This window comes from Dokdonia sp. Dokd-P16, from assembly GCF_003095655.1.
GTDB lineage: Bacteria > Bacteroidota > Bacteroidia > Flavobacteriales > Flavobacteriaceae > Dokdonia.
On sequence record NZ_CP029151.1, the window covers coordinates 3061561 to 3080842 of the forward strand.

11 protein-coding genes are annotated in these 19282 nt (G+C 37.6%); 2 read left to right on the forward strand and 9 right to left on the reverse strand.

What is annotated here, in order from left to right:
* Nucleotides 1-106: 106 nt before the first annotated feature.
* The 6 genes from DCS32_RS13620 to purL form a co-directional block, all read right to left on the reverse strand.
* The gene (locus tag DCS32_RS13620) at nucleotides 107-796 is read right to left on the reverse strand and encodes a TIGR00730 family Rossman fold protein (protein WP_035337030.1); all 690 of its coding nucleotides are present in this window, start codon (nucleotides 794-796) and stop codon (nucleotides 107-109) included.
* Between the two features lie 48 nt (nucleotides 797-844).
* Nucleotides 845-3676, reverse strand: a complete 2832-nt coding sequence (gene uvrA, locus DCS32_RS13625) for an excinuclease ABC subunit UvrA (protein WP_108878778.1) — start codon at nucleotides 3674-3676, stop codon at nucleotides 845-847.
* Between the two features lie 159 nt (nucleotides 3677-3835).
* Nucleotides 3836-4270 carry a methyltransferase family protein gene (locus tag DCS32_RS13630; RefSeq protein WP_108878779.1) on the reverse strand — a complete coding sequence of 145 codons (435 nt, stop codon included), beginning with the start codon at nucleotides 4268-4270 and terminating at the stop codon, nucleotides 3836-3838.
* Nucleotides 4271-4345: 75 nt separating this feature from the next.
* Nucleotides 4346-6115, reverse strand: a complete 1770-nt coding sequence (locus DCS32_RS13635; RefSeq protein WP_108878780.1) for an AMP-dependent synthetase/ligase — start codon at nucleotides 6113-6115, stop codon at nucleotides 4346-4348.
* Between the two features lie 129 nt (nucleotides 6116-6244).
* Entirely contained in the window at nucleotides 6245-8632 is a 2388-nt protein-coding gene (locus DCS32_RS13640; RefSeq protein WP_108878781.1) for a M14 family zinc carboxypeptidase, read from the reverse strand.
* A 201-nt stretch (nucleotides 8633-8833) separates the two neighbouring features.
* A complete protein-coding gene (purL, locus tag DCS32_RS13645) occupies nucleotides 8834-12571 on the reverse strand; it encodes a phosphoribosylformylglycinamidine synthase (protein WP_108878782.1) in 3738 nt (1245 codons plus the stop codon).
* Between the two features lie 174 nt (nucleotides 12572-12745).
* Here purL and DCS32_RS13650 point away from each other — a divergent pair, with 174 nt between their 5' ends.
* A complete protein-coding gene (locus tag DCS32_RS13650; RefSeq protein ID WP_108878783.1) occupies nucleotides 12746-15742 on the forward strand; it encodes a GEVED domain-containing protein in 2997 nt (998 codons plus the stop codon).
* 126 nt (nucleotides 15743-15868) lie between these two features.
* On the opposite strand, the gene DCS32_RS13655 is transcribed toward DCS32_RS13650, so the two are convergent.
* Complete coding sequence (locus DCS32_RS13655) at nucleotides 15869-17080, reverse strand: RsmB/NOP family class I SAM-dependent RNA methyltransferase (RefSeq protein ID WP_108878784.1); 1212 nt, start codon at nucleotides 17078-17080, stop codon at nucleotides 15869-15871.
* A 69-nt stretch (nucleotides 17081-17149) separates the two neighbouring features.
* On the opposite strand from DCS32_RS13655, the gene DCS32_RS13660 reads away from it, so the two are divergent.
* Entirely contained in the window at nucleotides 17150-18262 is a 1113-nt protein-coding gene (locus tag DCS32_RS13660; RefSeq protein ID WP_108878785.1) for a sialidase family protein, read from the forward strand.
* A 10-nt stretch (nucleotides 18263-18272) separates the two neighbouring features.
* On the opposite strand, the gene DCS32_RS13665 is transcribed toward DCS32_RS13660, so the two are convergent.
* Nucleotides 18273-18740: a hypothetical protein gene (locus tag DCS32_RS13665; protein WP_162533663.1), complete on the reverse strand. Its 468-nt coding sequence runs from the start codon at nucleotides 18738-18740 to the stop codon at nucleotides 18273-18275.
* Between the two features lie 3 nt (nucleotides 18741-18743).
* The gene (locus DCS32_RS13670; RefSeq protein WP_108878787.1) at nucleotides 18744-19271 is read right to left on the reverse strand and encodes a hypothetical protein; all 528 of its coding nucleotides are present in this window, start codon (nucleotides 19269-19271) and stop codon (nucleotides 18744-18746) included.
* Between the last annotated feature and the right edge of the window lie 11 nt (nucleotides 19272-19282).

Below are 19282 nucleotides of genomic sequence, written 5' to 3' on the forward strand. Positions count from 1 at the left end.
GGGAGTGTCTCAACTAGAAAAGCGATGTGTTAATTTGTAATAGAAAAAGCTGTTTTTATTTTACTGTTATATGTAGTTTTCACGCTTTCGCGAAAGCGTAACACCACTAGAAATTTGGACTTAATTGATATTCATCATAGAAGTTATTAAGCACCTCTATGACCTCATCTGAAGTGTCTACAAGGTGTATAAGATCCATATCTCCAGCACTTATATTCTGGAAACTGTCAAGTAAGGTTGTCTTTACCCAATCCATAAGTCCTCCCCAAAACTCTGTACCAACAAGAATAATAGGAAACTTTTGAATTTTATGTGTTTGGATTAGTGTGATTGCTTCAAAAAGTTCATCAAGCGTACCAAAACCTCCTGGCATTACAACAAATCCCTGTGAATACTTTACAAACATCACTTTACGTACGAAGAAGTAATCAAAGTCTAAACTCTTATCACTATCAATATATGGATTATCGTGTTGCTCAAAAGGAAGTTCAATGTTAAGTCCTACAGATGTCCCTCCTGCAAGGTGTGCTCCTCGATTACCAGCTTCCATGATACCTGGACCACCTCCAGTAATTACACCATAACCGTTATCTGCAATTTTTTCGGCAACTTCGGTAGCTAGTTTGTAATACTTATTATCTGGCTTTGTTCTTGCACTTCCAAAAATGGATACACATGGACCTATACGGCTCATTTTTTCAAATCCATTTACAAATTCTCCCATTATCTTAAAGATAGCCCAAGAATCATTTGTTTTTTTCTCGTTCCAGCCTTTAGGTCTATTTTCGTTGCTCATAATTATATGTTAGTGTTGTTAATTTAAAACCATATTGTAAATATAGTTTTATGCCATTTCCTTCTTTAGGAACTGGGCTGTATATCCTTTATTTTTTTTAATTATTTGTTCTGGAGTACCAATGGCGACTACCTCGCCACCACCTTTTCCACCTTCATATCCAATATCTATGATGTGATCTGCCGTTTTTACAACATCTAGATTATGCTCGATAATGAGGATGGTATTTCCTTTGTCTACAAGACGGTTGAGTACATCCATTAATACTCTAATGTCTTCAAAATGAAGCCCTGTGGTAGGCTCATCTAGTATGTAAAAGGTATTCCCGGTATCTCTCTTACTAAGTTCTGATGCTAGTTTAATACGCTGCGCTTCACCACCAGAGAGCGTAGTGCTCTGTTGTCCCAGTGTAATATAGCCTAATCCTACGTCTTTTATCGTTTTAAGTTTGCGATATATTTTAGGAATAGGTTCAAAAAAGTCTGCTGCCTCGGTCATAGTCATCTCAAGAACATCAGAAATTGATTTTCCTTTATAACGTATTTCTAGCGTTTCTCTATTAAAACGCTTTCCTTGACACGTCTCGCACTCTACATAAACATCTGGTAAGAAGTTCATCTCAATTACTCTTAAACCACCACCTTTACAAGTCTCACAACGACCACCCTTGACATTAAAGCTAAAACGTCCAGGTTTGTAACCTCTTATAAGTGCCTCAGGGGTCTTTGCAAAGAGACTTCTTATTTCATCAAAAGCTTTAGTGTAGGTTGCAGGATTAGACCTAGGTGTACGCCCTATAGGTGTTTGATTGATATCTATTACTTTGTCACATTCGTCTAGTCCTTTGATGCTCTTGTAAGGCATAGGTACTTTTACACCATTAAAATAATGAGCATTCATAATAGGGTAGAGCGTTTCATTAATCAGAGTAGACTTACCACTACCAGAAACTCCTGTAACCGCAATCATTTTGCCTAATGGGATCTTAATAGAAACATTTTTTAGATTGTTTCCTGTAGCTCCTTTAAGCTCTATAAACTTACCATTTCCTTTTCGACGTTGTTTTGGGATGGTAATTTCTTTTTCACCATTCAAGTATTGTGCTGTAAGTGTATGGTGCTTTATTAAATCTTCTGGAGTTCCTTCACTTATTATTTCTCCTCCAAAACGCCCTGCTCTTGGTCCTATATCAATTACGTGATCTGCACGCTCAATCATATCTTTATCATGCTCTACAACGATGACAGAGTTTCCTATATCACGCAGAGAAATAAGCGAATTTATAAGTTTTTCATTATCACGTTGATGTAGTCCAATACTAGGTTCATCTAGTATGTATAATACGCCTACAAGTTGCGATCCTATTTGTGTAGCGAGCCTAATACGTTGTGCCTCTCCACCAGATAAGGACTTAGAGCTTCTGTTTAAATTAAGATAGGTAAGTCCTACATCTACAAGGAATTGTATTCTTGCATTAATTTCTTTAATTATCTCAGATGCAATCTGTAATTGCTTGCTAGATAGTCGTTTTTCTACTGTCTTAAACCATTCTTGTAGCTCAAGAATATCCATAGAAGCAAGGTCTGTTATGCTGCGATCATCAACCTTAAAGTAAAGCGATTCTTTGCGCAATCTTGATCCCTCACAAACGGGACAAGCTACCTTATCCATGTATCCTTTTGCCCAGCGCACGAGTGAGGTAGACTCACTATCATTAAAGGTGTTTTCAATAAAATTTGCTACACCTTCAAAATCAATTTTATAATCTCTAGTAACACCTAATTGCTTTGAAGAAACAGAGAATTTTTCATTTCCGCCATAGAATATAAAATCCATAGCTTCTTCAGAAATCTTTTCAATAGGGTCAGTTAGTTTAAAGTCAAACCTCTCTGCAATAAGTTGAAGTTGTTTAAAGATCCAGTTGTTCTTCTTAGGTCCATGAGGATCTAGTCCGCCAGCGTTAATAGATAGTTTTGGGTCTGGGACTATCTTTTTAGGATTTACTTTATATAGCTCTCCTATACCATTACAGTTAGGGCAAGCGCCCTTAGGTGAGTTAAAGGAGAAGTTATTTGGTTCTGGATTAGGATATGAGATTCCTGTAGAAGGACACATCAAGTTTCGGCTAAAATAACGTACTTCCTGCGTGTCTTGGTCAAGCACCATTAAAACATCATCACCGTGATACATCGCGGTATTTATGCTTTCGCGAAGGCGTTTATCATCGTCATCACCTTTTTTTACGAGCATACGATCTACTACAATCTCAATATCGTGTACTTTGTAACGGTCTACTTTTAATCCTTTTACAATATCCTTGACCTCACCATCTACACGAACCTTAACAAAACCCTGTTTTGCAATTTGTTCAAATAACTCTCTATAATGCCCTTTACGCGAGCGTATGGTAGGAGCGAGGATGTTAATCCTTTTACCTTCAAAACTCTCTGTAATGAGCTTCTGTATTTGTTCGTCATTGTAACTTACCATCTTTTCGCCCGTATTGTAAGAGTAGGCATCTGCCGCTCTCGCATAAAGAAGACGTAAAAAATCATAAATTTCTGTAATAGTTCCTACGGTAGATCGCGGACTTTTACTAGTGGTTTTTTGCTCGATAGCAATAACCGGAGAAAGTCCTAGAATTTGGTCTACATCTGGACGTTCTAATCCTCCTAGAAACTGTCGTGCATATGCAGAAAACGTTTCTATGTAACGACGTTGTCCTTCTGCATAGATAGTATCAAAGGCTAGCGAACTCTTTCCACTTCCAGATAACCCTGTAATTACAACGAGTTTTTCTCTCGGTATCATTACGTCTATATTCTTTAGATTGTGGGCGCGAGCACCGTAAACTTCAATACGTTCTTCGTGATCTATCATACATTTTTACAAAGCAACAAATTTACCGCTTTGCGCCCTAAATAGAAAGCGAGTAGCACTATAAGAGATTGTTAATATTAACGGTATTGATAGTTGTTGTTGTTACGCTTTCGCGAAAGCGTAAATAACCCAAAAATCATTCTCCAACTTCTAGTCATATTAAAATATATACGGAAATATTCTCCACGTACGTGCCTTATAAACTGTGTAGCTCTGACCAAATTTTTCTTTGAGGAAAGCCTCTTCCTTGTATATCTTGAGAATAAGGACTACAATTAATAATAGATAGTAAATCCAGAGAAATAAATGGTCTCCTCTAATAGCCACAGGTAGAAATACTAATAGGATACCTGTGTACATAGGATTTCTTAAAATGTTGAAGATTCCCTTAGTTACAAGAGCCTCGGATTTAACCTCTGGCTGAATATTAAAATTTCCTATCTTAATATTGTAAATACCCCAAAGAGCTATAAATATGCCTAGTAATTGTACACTTAGAGAAGTAAGATCCCACTGTACGATCTGTCCGTTCCATATGATGAGGAAGATTAAGCTAAACTGGGATATTACAAGTGCTAGTGAGTATAGAGACATAAACGGATAGAGCTTATTGATTAGAAACTACGCTAATCAAAAAAGGGTTGCGCAATGCGCAACCCTTTTTAAATGTTATAAGTCGTAAATATCATTATAGAGATGAATATAATTCTCTCTAATAATCTTACGTTTAAGTTTCATAGTAGGAGTGAGGTGTCCACCTTCTACAGTCCAAGCGTCATGCGTAAGACGGAATGCTTTAATTTTCTCCCATTTGGCAAATGTTTCATTTGCTTCGGTTACTTCTTGCTGGTAGCGGTCTTGAACACGCTCTGATGCGAGAAGCTCATCTAAGTTAGAATAGCTTATGTTTTTCATTTTTGCCCATTCTTCTAAGAATTCAAAATTAGGCTGGATTAATGCAGCTGGCATTTTTTGACCTTCTCCTATAACCATGATTTGTTCTATAAATCGTGATTGCTTAAATCTATTTTCTAGAAGTTGAGGAGCAACATATTTTCCTCCAGATGTTTTAAACATCTCTTTTTTACGATCTGTAATCTTCAAGAAACCATCTTCATCTATGTGACCTATATCACCAGTATGGAAATAGCCATTCTTTAATACCTCTTCTGTTTTCTCTTGATCCTTGTAGTAACCTATCATTACGTTAGGTCCTTTTACTAAGATTTCGCCATCTTCTGCGATTTTAACTTCAACTCCTGGCAATAGCTTACCAACAGTGCCTATTCTAAACCCACCATCACGCATATCATTTACAGAACATACAGGAGAGGTCTCAGTAAGGCCGTAACCTTCCATAATACCCATCTCTGCAGCGTTAAATATTCTTGCAAGTCGTGGTTGTAATGCAGCACTTCCAGAAGCTATAAGATCAAGGTTTCCACCTAAGCCTTCTTTCCACTTTGAGAATATAAGTTTACGAGCAAGTGCAAGTTGTTTTTCATACCACCAGCCATTCTGACCATATGGTTCATATTTAAGACCTAAATCTACAGCCCAGAAGAATAATTTCTTCTTTACTCCAGTAAGTGCAGCTCCCTTTGCAATAATCTTGTCATATACTTTCTCAAGTAAACGAGGCACCGCAGTCATAACTTGAGGCTTCACCTCTTTTAAGTTATCACTTATAGTCTCTAGCGATTCTGCAAAGAAAATTGATACACCTTTATATTGATATAAATACATCAACATACGTTCATAAATATGACAAACTGGTAAAAAGCTTAATGCTCTCATTCCTGTTTCGGCAAGAGGAAGGCGGTATGCACTAGCTAGTGCGTTGCTTACAATATTCTCGTGAGAAAGCATTACACCTTTAGGACGTCCAGTAGTACCAGATGTATATATGAGCGTAGCAAGATCTTTAGTAGTTACAGCAGCTTTAAGCGCATCTACTTCTGATTGGTTGGAAGTGTCTGCTCCTAATTCTAGAACCTCAGACCAGTTTTTACAATTATCAATGTCTTCAAAAGAGTACACTTCAATAAGAGAAGGTACTTTATCTTTTATAGACATTACCTTATCACGTACTTCATTACACGACACAAATACATACTTAGACTCAGAGTGATTAAGTACATAAGCGTAGTCCTCCTCAGATATAGTAGGATAAATAGGTACGTTTTGAGCTCCTAATTGTAAGATCCCTATATCGCAAATATTCCACTCTGTGCGATTAGTCATAGAGATGACAGCAATTTTATCATTAGGTTGTACACCTAATCGCAACAGTCCGCGACTTATTGCATTTGCTTGATCGATATATTCTTGAGTAGACGTAGCAACCCATACACCATCTTTCTTGGTATTGAGTGCGTCTGAGAGATTAAATTTTTCCAGTTGATAATAAGGAAAATCAAAAAGTCTGGTAATTTCCATAGATTGCTTTTAAATAGTGTTACAAAATAGGAAAAATTGCACGGTTTTTATTGAGATATTCATAAAATGAGAAAGGATATCTCATAAAAGTGAGATATCCCTTTGATTTTCTTTAAGATGCGCTTTAACTTAATTTTTAACAATTTTTAAAATAGTACTGTTTTTAGATGTTTCAAGCTTTAAAAAATACATTCCTGCAGGTAAAGAAGCGTAGTCTACGCTTGCGTTTCCACTTTGTTGGGCTGCTGGAGTTACATTTTGACCTAGAACATTATACACACTAGTCTCATATGAGCCTAGTGATGTACGTATATTAAGTTGATTTGCAACTGGGTTTGGAAACACATCAAAAGCATTAATAAATTGTTCATTATCTACAGTTAATTGTTCTCCTGAGAGTATAGAAAAAGATAAATCGTCAAAGTAAAAACCATCTCTTGTTACGGCACCATCTGTAACTAAACGGAATCTTGCCTTAATTGTTTCTCCTAGATAATCACTCAAATTAATTTCTTCGAGTATCCAATCATTTTGAACGCCGTCGTATAAAGGCTCACCTTGAGGCTGAAGATTTGTTCCGGTGGTAGTAAAATTACCACACTGTGGCTCCCAAGTGGTACCAGCATCTTTAGAAATCTCAAATTGCACATAATCCCATGTATCTTCAATGTTCCATCTTGCATGGTAGCTTACTGTTGCTGTAGTAGCTTCTGTGAGATCTAAAGATTGTGTTAGTTCAATGATATTACTAGCATTGTCACTATAATTACCAGAAGGCGAATCTGTTATTGAAGAAGAAGGTGATACAAAGCTAGCACTCGTGGTTCCCCAACTTGTAGAATCAAAATCTGTGAGCGAATTACCATCTGCATAAAATATCTCTGTTGTAGTACCGTATATTTTGCTAACGCGAACCTCCCTTTCAAAAAAGCCGTTGTCTATAATTAAATCAAATTCAATAGCGTCGCCCACTTCAACGTTTGTAGATAGGGAATAAGTAATACTTCCAGATTGAGTTTCTAATGGTGCTATATTTGATAATGTAACTGGCGCTCCCTGGTCAATAATATTAGAAGATATGGGAGAAAAAGTAATAGTAAAGTCTCCTGTATTTTCTACAGCAAGTCTCTCTAAATCAAAAGAAGTTGATAAAGAAGCAGACTCACCAGTAAAAGTAGGTGAGGTCTCGGTTAGTTTCCCATAATTACCAGCTATTTGAGCGGCTGTAAGATTGAGGAACATCATGTTTTGCGAAGTGCTAATTATCGAACTTGAAGGCGGCCAAAATGATGTTCCTATTTCTGGGGTGAAAGCAAAAATTTTATCATGAGTTCCCACAGTTCCGTACATAAAATCATCACTGTCTCCAGCAAATGGGAAATCATTAAATGCATTGTAGCCATTTACAGAGGTAAGAGCATCGCCTATCCCTTGAAATAAATCGTCGTCTAGAGTGTCCACATCTGCATATCCAAAAGGATAATAAACTAACTCACCAAAAGAGTGATTATTAAGCGCGATTACAAAATCATGCTGCTCTACAAACCACTTCACTGCTTGAGTCTCTACTTCAGAAAATGGACCCGAACCGTGATATGTTTCATTATTTGTATTTGACGAAGATCCAGGACCGCCCCAGCTACCATCATTAGGATTACCATTAATATGATAGTCATAGTTGCGATTATTATCAACACCATGTCCATTTTTTCTATTCTTACGCCATAGGCCACCACCATCAGGATCTGTTAGCTCATTATATAAGTAACCATCTGGGTTTATAACAGGTATAAAATAAAGCTCCGTATTATTTACAATAGCTTGTACCTCTTCATCAGTATCATAATTTTCAAGCAAATACCACATATAATATACCAGTTGCATAAGTGACATAGGCTCCCTAGCGTGATGTATAGACGTATATAATACTTCTGGCTCAGTTTCTTCGCTTTCAGGGTTGTCGCTTATTTTTAACCAATAAATAGGATTTCCTCCTATGGACGGCGTGACACCATCATCCGGGAGTCCTTCCGTAAGAAAGTTACTTATAGGAGCTCTCGCAGTTATTAAGTCTGGATATTGTTCAGCCATGTCATCAAGTTCATCGAGTAGTTCTTGATACGTCAAGTAGCCACCCATAGTACCAAGATTAAAGTTGGCTGGAGTTTCATAAGTTACAGCATCACTAGAGCTACAAGCGACATTACTAGTGGCAGCGGCGGATCGTGTTGATTGTTCTTTATAGGCTTTTTGTATATCTTCTTCAATGGTTTCATACTGAAAACCTGCATTTCTAATTTTCCCTAGCTCTTGTAATGAAAAATCTGATATGATAAAAGTTCCCTCTTTATGTATACCATGGTCTGCAGCAACACCAGTTTGGTTTAATTGTGCAAGCGTTTGAGTTTGGTTTAAAAATACTTTTACACGTTTATATTGAGGAGTTTCTTGTTGCGCTTTCGCGAAAGCGTAACAGAAAAATAAACATAAAAGGATAGATAGTTTTTTAATGTACATAGGTGTGTCTTACAAAAGAGAATAGCTCTCGCTAAAGATAAAACAAGAAGTAGTCAAAATATCCTACCAGCACAGTAATATATAAATAGATCTTACGATCTGATTATCAGCTGTAAACTGACTTAGCCAAATGAAAAATTTTCCAAAACAAAAATGCCTCACCGTTATGGTGAGGCATTCTGTACATAGAAGTATCTAGTATTATGAGTTTTTCTCAACCCAATTTTTTGCGTTTACAAATGCTTCAACCCAAGGACTCACCTCATCGTTGTTTCCAGCAGGGTAGTGCGCCCAGTTCCATGGGAACGTAGATCGCTCAATATGCGGCATCGTTGCAAGGTGACGGCCTGTAGTATCACAAATCATCGCTGTATTAAAGTCTGATCCGTTAGGGTTTGCAGGGTATCCTTCATAACCATAGGTCGCTACAATATCATATGCATTTGCTCCCATAGGTAGATCAAATCTACCTTCACCATGAGAAATCCATACACCTAAGGTCGTTCCAGCTAGCGTAGAAAGCATCACACTGTTGTTTTCTTCAATCTTTACAGAAGTAAAGTTGCTCTCGTGCTTTCGGCTATTATTGTGTTTTAGTTTAGCTAATTTTTCGTGATCTGGATTTATAAGATCAAGTTCTAAGAACAGTTGTGCACCATTACAGATACCAACAGAGAGTGTGTCTTCACGTGCAAAAAAGTTCTTGATCGCTTTATTTGCCTTCTCATTATATTTTATGGCACCAGCCCATCCTTTGGCAGAACCTAACACATCACTGTTAGAAAATCCTCCTACAGCTCCAAGAAACTGAATATCCTCTAGCGTTTCACGTCCAGATATTAAATCTGTCATGTGTACATCCTTTACGTCAAAGCCAGCGAGATACATCGCATTTGCCATCTCACGCTCAGAGTTACTTCCTTTTTCACGTAAGATTGCAGCTTTAGGTCTAGCTTTGCTAGTATCTAATACTGGTTTTTTTCCTGTAAAGTGTGCAGGGAATGTATATTGTAATGGTTGTACTTTATAATTGTCAAAGCGATCTTTTGCAAGACCATTTGCCGTTTGCTTATTATCTAGTAAATAAGAAGTCTTAAACCAAGTATCACGAAGTGATGCAATGTTAAGACCTAATTCTACGCCACTATTTTTAATTGTTAGTTCTGCGGTGGTTGTTACCGTTCCTATTTTTGAGAATGTAACACCATTATCAGTAAGTATTTTTTCAACAGATGTATCTGCTTGGAAAACTAGTCCTGCATTCTCAGAAAAAAGTAACTTGATAAGATCTTGTTCTCCAAGTGCAGTCAAGTCTAGGTTTGCACCTAAGTTTACATCGGCAAAACAAAGTTCAAGTAGGGTAGTGATAAGTCCGCCACTCGCAACATCGTGACCAGCTTGAATTTTGTCTTCTTTTATGAGTTGTTGAATGGCGTTAAACGCTTTCGCGAAAGCGGTATCACTCAAAACACTTGGCGCTTCATTACCAATAGCGTGACAAACTTGTGCAAAACTAGAACCTCCTAGTTTATGGGTATCTCCAGACATGTTGATATAATAAATAGCACCACCGTCTTTTTGAAGAACTGGCTCTACTACTTTATTAATATCATTACAATTTCCAGCTGCCGAAATAACAACTGTTCCAGGAGCAATTACATCACCATCTGGATATTTTTGTTTCATTGAGAGGCTATCTTTCCCTGTAGGAACGTTGATCCCAAGGTTAATAGCCATTGCAGATATGGCCTCTACAGCCTTATACAAACGTGCATCTTCTCCTTCATTTTTACAAGGCCACATCCAGTTTGCCGAAAGGCTTACAGACTGTAAACCATCTTTAAGAGGTGCCCAAACTATGTTTGTAAGTGCTTCTGCAATACTGTTTTTACTTCCTGCTACGGGATCAATAAGACCAGAAACTGGAGAATGTCCTATAGAAGTAGCAATCCCTTCTGTACTCTTATAATCAAGTGCCATCACACCCACATTGTTAAGTGGTATTTGTAACGGGCCTACACATTGTTGTTTTGCAACGCGACCACCTACGCAGCGGTCTACTTTATTAGTAAGCCAGTCTTTACATGCAACCGCTTCTAGTTGCAATACTTGCTCTAGATAATCGTGGAAGTGCTCCAGTTGATATTCTGGATTTTTATAATTACGAACAACTGTTTTGTCTGTCATTATTGTTTTCGGAGAGCTCCCAAACATATCGTCTAGATGCAAGTCCATAGGGCTCAATCCTGTTGTTTTACTTTTAAAAGTAAAACGGTGATCATTAGTAACATCGCCTACTTCATACATAGGTGAGCGCTCACGATCTGCGATGCGCTGTAGCATATCGATATCCTTTTCACCTATTACAAGACCCATACGTTCTTGTGATTCGTTTCCTATAATTTCCTTTGCAGATAGGGTAGGGTCACCTACGGGTAATTTATCAAGATTGATAAGACCTCCAGTATCTTCTACAAGTTCAGAAAGACAGTTAAGATGTCCTCCAGCACCGTGATCGTGTATAGATACAATTGGGTTTACATCACTTTCTACCATTCCTCGTACTGCATTTGCAGCACGTTTTTGCATTTCTGGGTTAGAACGTTGTACTGCGTTAAGTTCGATTCCAGAGTCAAAAGCTCCGGTATCTGCACTTGAAACTGCAGCACCACCCATTCCTATTCTATAATTCTCACCTCCTAATATGACAATTTTGTCACCTTCTTGCGGAGTATCTTTAAGTGCTTGCTCGCGCTTTCCGTAACCAATACCACCAGCTTGCATAATTACCTTGTCATACCCAAGACGCTGACCGTCTTCTTGATGCTCAAAAGTAAGAACTGACCCTACGATTAAAGGCTGTCCAAATTTATTTCCAAAGTCTGATGCACCATTTGATGCTTTAATAAGAAGGTCTATCGGGTTTTGATAAAGCCATTTGCGGGCATCCATACCATGTTCCCATGGGCGTTCTTTCTCTAATCTTGAATAAGGAGTCATATACACAGCTGTTCCAGCAAGAGGAAGTGATCCTTTACCACCAGCAAGTCTATCGCGTATTTCTCCACCAGAACCGGTAGCAGCTCCGTTAAAAGGCTCTACGGTAGTTGGGAAGTTGTGTGTTTCTGCTTTTAAAGAAATAACAGAGTCAAAATCTTTCTCTGTATAGAAATCTGGCTTATCTGCAGTGTCTGGTGCAAACTGTGTTACTCTAGGTCCTTCTATAAAAGCAACATTATCTTTATATGCAGATACAATGGTACCTGGAGTTACTTTTGAAGTTTCTTTTATTAATTTAAATAGGGAAGAAGGCATCTCTTCTCCATCAATCACAAAAGTTCCATTAAAAATCTTGTGACGACAGTGCTCCGAGTTTACTTGGCTAAAACCAAAAACTTCAGAGTCTGTAAGTGGTCTGCCTATTTTGGCAGCAACACCATCAAGATAAGCAACCTCTTCATCGCTTAACGACAAACCTTCTTGCTCATTATATGCAGCAATATTCTCTATAGATAATATTGGTTCTGGAGTAACGTTAACCGTAAAAATATCCTGATTTAAAGCTGCGTACTCTTGAGAGATCATAGGATCATAATCAGGAGTACTTTCTGTAACTACGCCTGTAGCATCTTCTATAGATGGAAAAGGATTCGTGTTAACTTGTTGTGATGAAGAGTCCGCTTTCGCGAAAGCGTGAAACTCCTCTATCCTTATAATATTTAAAATTCCCATATTCTGGGTAATCTCTACAGCATTAGTACTCCAAGGCGTAATCATGGCTGCTCTTGGGCCAATAAAAAAAGCGTCAATATGAGACGCTTCTATTTTTTGAGAGTTGCCAAAAAGCCATACGAGCTTAGCGGTATCGTCCTGTGTAAATGCTTGTGTGCTTTGTACTGCGTAAACAGTGCCTTGAGGGTTTCCAAAGAAGTGGATCATCCGATTGGTTTTGTTGCGTTGTTTAAGGACGTAAATTTACTACAATATTTATTGATATGATAGGTAGGATAATATCTCTTTGGCTTGTTCTTTTAACGAGTTGTTAACCATTTACTAAGATAAGGGTCTTAAAATGTATTATCTTTAGTAATAAGAATATAAAATCCCCAAATTATGAAGAGTAAATTACTTTTTCTTTTACTGTTTACATTTTCAACGTATCTCACTGCGCAGGAGTTATTACCTCCTACAGAGATCACTAAGGGAAAATTTATAGGTAAAACAGCAGCACTGAGAGATCAACCTATAATTACCTCAAATAAATCTCTAGGAGTATCAGAAATTACGATTGTCCCAAACAATTTACGAGGAAATAGAAAGGTAAATGACCAAGCTTTACCGCTAGGGGCAGACCCAATTGCCCAGTTTACTACAGGGCAATTTATGATGCTGGAAACAGAAGCAAATTTTGGAGGTGGAAACTCCTCTCAATCTAATTTTACACCACCAGATCCTTCTGGAGCGGTAGGTCCTGATCACTATGTACAAGGTGTAAATAGTGTCATTAATATATTTGATAAGCAAGGATCGCTACTCTTAGGGCCTGTAGCATTAGGAGATTTTCTAGGAAATGGACAGAATGAAGGAGATCCTATAGTTATGTATGACCAACTTGCAGATCGATTTTTTGTGAGTCAGTTTCAAACGTCTACCGTTGCTAGTTTAAATAATATTCTTGTTATAGGAGTGTCAGAAACTCCAGATCCTACTGGAGCCTATTTCTTATATCAATTTCAGTTGGATGCTTTTCCAGATTATCCACACTATGCGGTATGGCCAGACGCATATTACTTAACAGCAAATAAAAATCAAGGAAATACAACCTATGCTCTTGATAGAGCAGCGATGCTTGCAGGAGAGGATAACGTTACTTTAGTTGGTTTTAATCTTCCTGGTATTGTGCGTAATCCGGCTACTGTTTTTAGTCCAGAACCAGCAAACCTTACAGGATTTACATTTCCTGAAGATGCACCAGGTTATATTGTTTATTTACAAGATGATGGTTGGGGTGGAGCAATTACAGAAGATCACTTAAAAGTCTGGGAACTAGATGTAGATTTTGACGAGCCTGGAAATTCAACAGTATCTATGCCATTAGAAATACCAGTTGCTCCTTTTGATTCTGTGTTTGGAGAATTTGGAGAAGGAGATCTTGCGCAGCCAGGAACGTCTAGAAAAATAGATATGATAGGAGGCGTTATTTCTTATGCGGCAAATTATAGAAGTTTTGAAGATCATAACTCATGGCTTATCACATTTAATGTAGATGTAGACGGGAATGATAGGTCAGGAATACGATGGACAGAGTTACGTAACAGCGACACAGAACCGTGGAGTGTTTTCCAGCAAGGAACTTATGCTCCTGAGGATGGAAAAAGTCGTTTTATGGGAAGTGGAGCAATGGATGCTCAAGGTAATATAGGCCTTGCATTTAATGTAGGAAGCGCTAGTGATTTTATTGGAATCAGTTATACAGGGCGTTTTGAAGGAGATACTGCTGGTGAGATGACACTGGGTGAAGAGATTATTGTACAAGGTTCTGGAATACAAACTTTTTCTAATCGTTTTGGAGATTACTCACATTTAACAATGGATCCAAATGACTTTTCATTCTGGCATACCGCCGAATATTTCTCGGCAACTAATTTTTGGGATACGCAGATAGCTTCTTTTAGATTATCTGATGGATTTACTAATGATGTAGGTGTAATTGCCATCGACTCTCCAGTAGATGGAATTCTCACAAGTACAGAAGCAGTTCAAGTTACAGTAAGAAACTTTGGGACAGATCCTCAAGTAGATATTCCTATTTCATTATTAATAGATGGGGTGGTGGTAGCAAATGAGGTGATTGCTGGACCTATTGCACCTAACTCTAACAGCTCTTATGAATTTACAACCACAGCAGATTTGTCTACACAAGGGCAATCATATTTAATAGCTGCAGAAACTAGTCTAGTTACAGATCAAGCTCCAGTAAATAATGATGCTGTAAAAACAGTAACACATTTATTTGAAAATGATCTTGGAGTTGTGAGTATTACTTCACCAGAATCGGCTGGAGGGTTGTCACAAGAAACAGTGGTTATTCGTATTAAGAACTTTGGAGCCAATACCCAATCAGATTTTGAAGTACAATACACTATAGATGGAGGAACAGCTGTAGTAGAAACATTTACTGGCGCTATCGCTCCTGGAGCGATTGAAGATTTCTCATTTGCAGTTCAAGCAGATATTACAGTATTTACTACCTATCAGTTAGAAGCAAAAACTAATAGCGTGGGTGATCAAGATCCTTCAAATGACGCTACAACTACAGAAGTAACTAACTCTTGTATGCCTCGTGCTACCGAACCTAATGGTGCAGGTTGTCAAGCAGACGGGATTAAGCAATTTATATTAAACACCATCAATGTAGATGATGGTGGTGATGGATGTAATACAGAACCAACTAACGGTCCTCAAGGTTATGCAGACCGTACAGATCTAGAAACAACACTAAGTAATGTAGCTGGTCAAAATGAATACGTACTTCAAGCGCGTCATAATTATGATGCAGGAGCTGGTATCGAAGTACTCTCAGTATGGATTGATTTTAATGACAATTTTGTTTTTGAAGAGTCGGAACAATTAATTCAAGGTGTTCCTTTTCCAGGAGCAAATACCCTTGATAGTTTTGATCTGGTAATCCCATTAGATGCCCCTTTAGGAAGTCATATACTTCGAGCAAAGGCCATCGATGGAGGAGAACCGGGTGATATTAATAATCCGTGTTCAGATTTCCGTTTTGGAGAAGTGCAGGATTATACGGTTACTATAGATGATACATTAAGCATTGATGATTTTCTAGAAGGGACTACAGATTTAGTTATCACTTCACTAGAAGACAATCAATTTGATGTGCAATTGCCAACAGATTATGATGGTCAAGTGTATGTAGGTGTTTCAAATCTCTTAGGGCAACAATTAACTTATAAAGCTATAGCTAGAGGTAATGATGGGTTTAGAGTATTATTGAATTTAGCTAATCTTTCAACTGGAGTGTACATCGTAACTGTAAATGATCAATCTGGTCGATTTACTAAAACTAAGAAAATTATAGTGCAGTAGATTTTAAATCTTACATAAGATATATGCATATTGAAAAAGCCTTATTATCAATCGATAATAAGGCTTTTTTTAAGTATAATCTCAGAACTCTTCTATAATAAATAAGAGAAGTGGTGAGGTGTTTTTTTATTGCTTTCGCGAAAGCAATGCCATGTAGAATCCGTCGTAACCAGTCTTTGCAGGGCTTACTGTTTCTTCTTTTTCAAGTTGAAACTTTTGACCTTGCTCTGTAGCTAAAAAAGCTTGGATTTGCTCTTGATTCTCTCTAGGTAAGATAGAACAAGTTGCATAAAGCATTTTACCGCCGTCCTTCACAATTTTACTATAGCTCTCTAACAATTCTGCTTGTCTTTGTACCACCTTATCAATAAACTCTGGCTGTAATTTCCATTTTAGATCAGGGTTACGTTTAATAGTTCCTAGTCCAGTACATGGCGCATCGATTAATACGCGGTCTGCTGTATTGTAGAGTTTCTTAAAAATCTTTGTTGAGGTGATTTCTCTCGTCTCAATGTTGTGAGCTCCAGCGCGCTTAGATCTTCTTTTAAGTTCCTTAAGTTTACCCTCATAGATATCCATGGCGATAATCTGCCCTTTATTTTCCATCAAGGCTGCTAGGTGTAATGTTTTTCCTCCAGCTCCTGCACAAGTATCTACTACGCGCATTCCTGGTTGTACATCAAGCATGCGTGCCACTTTTTGAGATGAGGCGTCTTGTACTTCAAAGAAACCGTTTTTGAAAGCTTCTGTTGTAAATACATTCTTACGTTCTACAAGCTCTACAGCATCAGGATAGCCATCTAATAATCGGGTGTCAATATCTTGATCTGCAAGCGTATTTCTTAAGTATTTTGGAGTGGTTTTTAACGTATTTGCTCTAAGTACTACTTGTGCCTGTGTATTTAAAGCAGCAAGCTCTGCGGCCCATTTTTTACCAAGAGCTTTCTCTCCCATTTCGTCCATCCAATCTGGAATAGATTCCTTGAATTTTCTAATTTTTGAAAGCTCATCAAAACGACCTTTTATTCTACGAGTAGGTATAGGTTCCATTTGTTTCCAGTCTGGAACTTCAATACCTCTTAATGTTGCCCAAACGGCAAATAACCTAAATAAATTAGGCCTGCTATATGGTGCTTTTACTTCTGCAATTTCTGAGTATAATCTTTGCCAGCGCACGATATCGTATACTGTCTCTGCAATGAAACCGCGATCACGGGATCCCCATCTTTTGTCAAATTTGAGAACCTTTCTTAAAACCTTATCAGCTTGTTCTCCGTCATTAAATATCATCCCTAATGCATCAACTGCGGCAAAGACTAAATTTCTGTGTAATTTCATACTTTATTTTGAGGGTGTAAAGGTATTGGTTCTTTAGGTAATAGTGCTATTTTTACTAAAATTTTGACAATGCGTTTTCTATCTACTTTTTTCATTTTATTTCTTCTTATCACATCTTGTAAGGATGTAAAAACTAAAGACCAACTTCCTGCGGTTGAGGATGCTCAAGTTTTCACGAAAGTGGATATCGAATTTTTACATCAGGATAGTACCAGCATACGTGCTCTAGAAGTAGCTCACGATGCGGTGATGTATGCTGGTAGCGACGGTCACTATGGTATTTATGAGATTAATCTTGATAAAACCAAATCTACAGATGCTGTGATGGCTTCACAGTTTAAAGAGACTAATAAAGGGAGGATAGATTTCTTGGGTAAAAATCCAGCTTTTAGAAGTATAGCTAGTACTAGTAAGGCTTTTTATATACTCTCTATTGAAAATCCAGCATTGTTATATCGTTATGATAGAACAAGCAAAGAGGTTTCTTTAGTCTACACAGAGCAACAAGATGGTGTTTTTTATGATGCTATGACTTTCTGGAATGAGGAAGAAGGAATCGCGATAGGGGATTCTGTAAACGGTTGTTTATCTGTAATTATCACTAGAGATGGTGGTGCTACTTGGGGAAAGCTAGATTGTGGATCATTGCCTAATCAATTAGAAAAAGAAGGAGCTTTTGCTGCTAGTAATACTAATATTAAAACCATAGGCGATGAGACATGGATAATAACTGGTGGTGGTACGTCTAGACTATACTATTCTGCAAACAAAGGGTTTTCTTGGAGTATTTATAATGTACCAGTAGCTCAAGGAAAAGATACTCAAGGTGCTTATACCATGGATTTTTATAATAATCAAATAGGTATTATATACGGTGGTGATTATACCACACCAGAAGACAATATTGACAATATAGCAATGACAAGCGACGGTGGTAAGTCATGGGTAGTCACTGCTTCTGGTAAAAATGATGGCTATAAAAGTTGTGTACAGTATGTTCCTAACTCAAATGGAAAAGAAATCATAGCAACTGGATTTACAGGTATTTCATACTCAAGCGACTCAGGTGCTTCATGGAAGCAATTATCTGACGCGCCTTTTTTGACGGTAAGATTTGCAAATGATTCTACGGCTTATGCCGGAGGAAAAAATGCACTAGCAAGGCTGAATTTTAAAAGATAAGAGCGTTTTATTAAGGTTCTCTGTGATTGCGCTTTCCTTCTTTATTACCACGAAGTTTGTGTAATAAATCACGTCTAAAATCTCCTTCGGCTTTAAGAAGTACAAGTGTCTTTTTATAGGAGAGCTTGTTTTTTAAATTTACAAATAATGTTTTTCTAGCATCAAGTTTTTGTTGCTCAAAAGACTGAATGTTGTCAAGCGTGTTTTTTGCGCTGCTTTCATCCATAGTATCAAACTGATCTCTGGTTTCCTTAAGTACTCTACGTTCTCTCTTGTAAATTTCAGACATGCGTTCGCCATAGGTATTGTAAATAGGCCAGAACACTTGCGCTTGGTCCGGAGTAAGCGATAGCTTCTCTGTTATATAAGCAACTTTAAGCGCTTGTATTCTTTCTTTTTTTGCATTTCTATCTTCTTCTTGACCTACTGCACTCGCAGTGATCATGATAGTAATTATACATGTTATAAGTAGTCTCATAATTTAATCTAAGTAAAAGTGGTAGCTATCTGTGCGATCATCTAGATAGTCTATAATAGCTGATTCGTCTAAAGCAATATCGTTATGAAGCGCATCAATGTCATCATCAGATAACCAATCGGCAAATTCTATTTGTTCAAGATCACCGGCTTCTCCATCAAGATATTCTGCAATAGCAATACTCTCAATTCCTGTAGTCGTATCTAGTTGTGACCAAACAATACTAGCTAGGAGTAGGAGGGCAGCAGCAACTCCTGCAATTGAATAATAATAGCTCTTAAGAGATATTACTTTAGTAGCAGTAGTTTGAGTTGATGTATTTTCTTCTTCTAGCTTTTGCGAAAGCATAGCAAGCATTTCGTTTTTAGAGTTTTCAAAATATCCATCAGGAATATCATAGCGCTCACTATTTGAGCTAGATACTTTTGCTCTTAAGGTGATTTCATCAAGAATTACTTCTCGACTAGTGTCGAAATAATCTTGAGGAACTTTAAAACCTCTCGTTGACGGTATGTTGTTTGTTTCTTTCACGGTTCTATAAA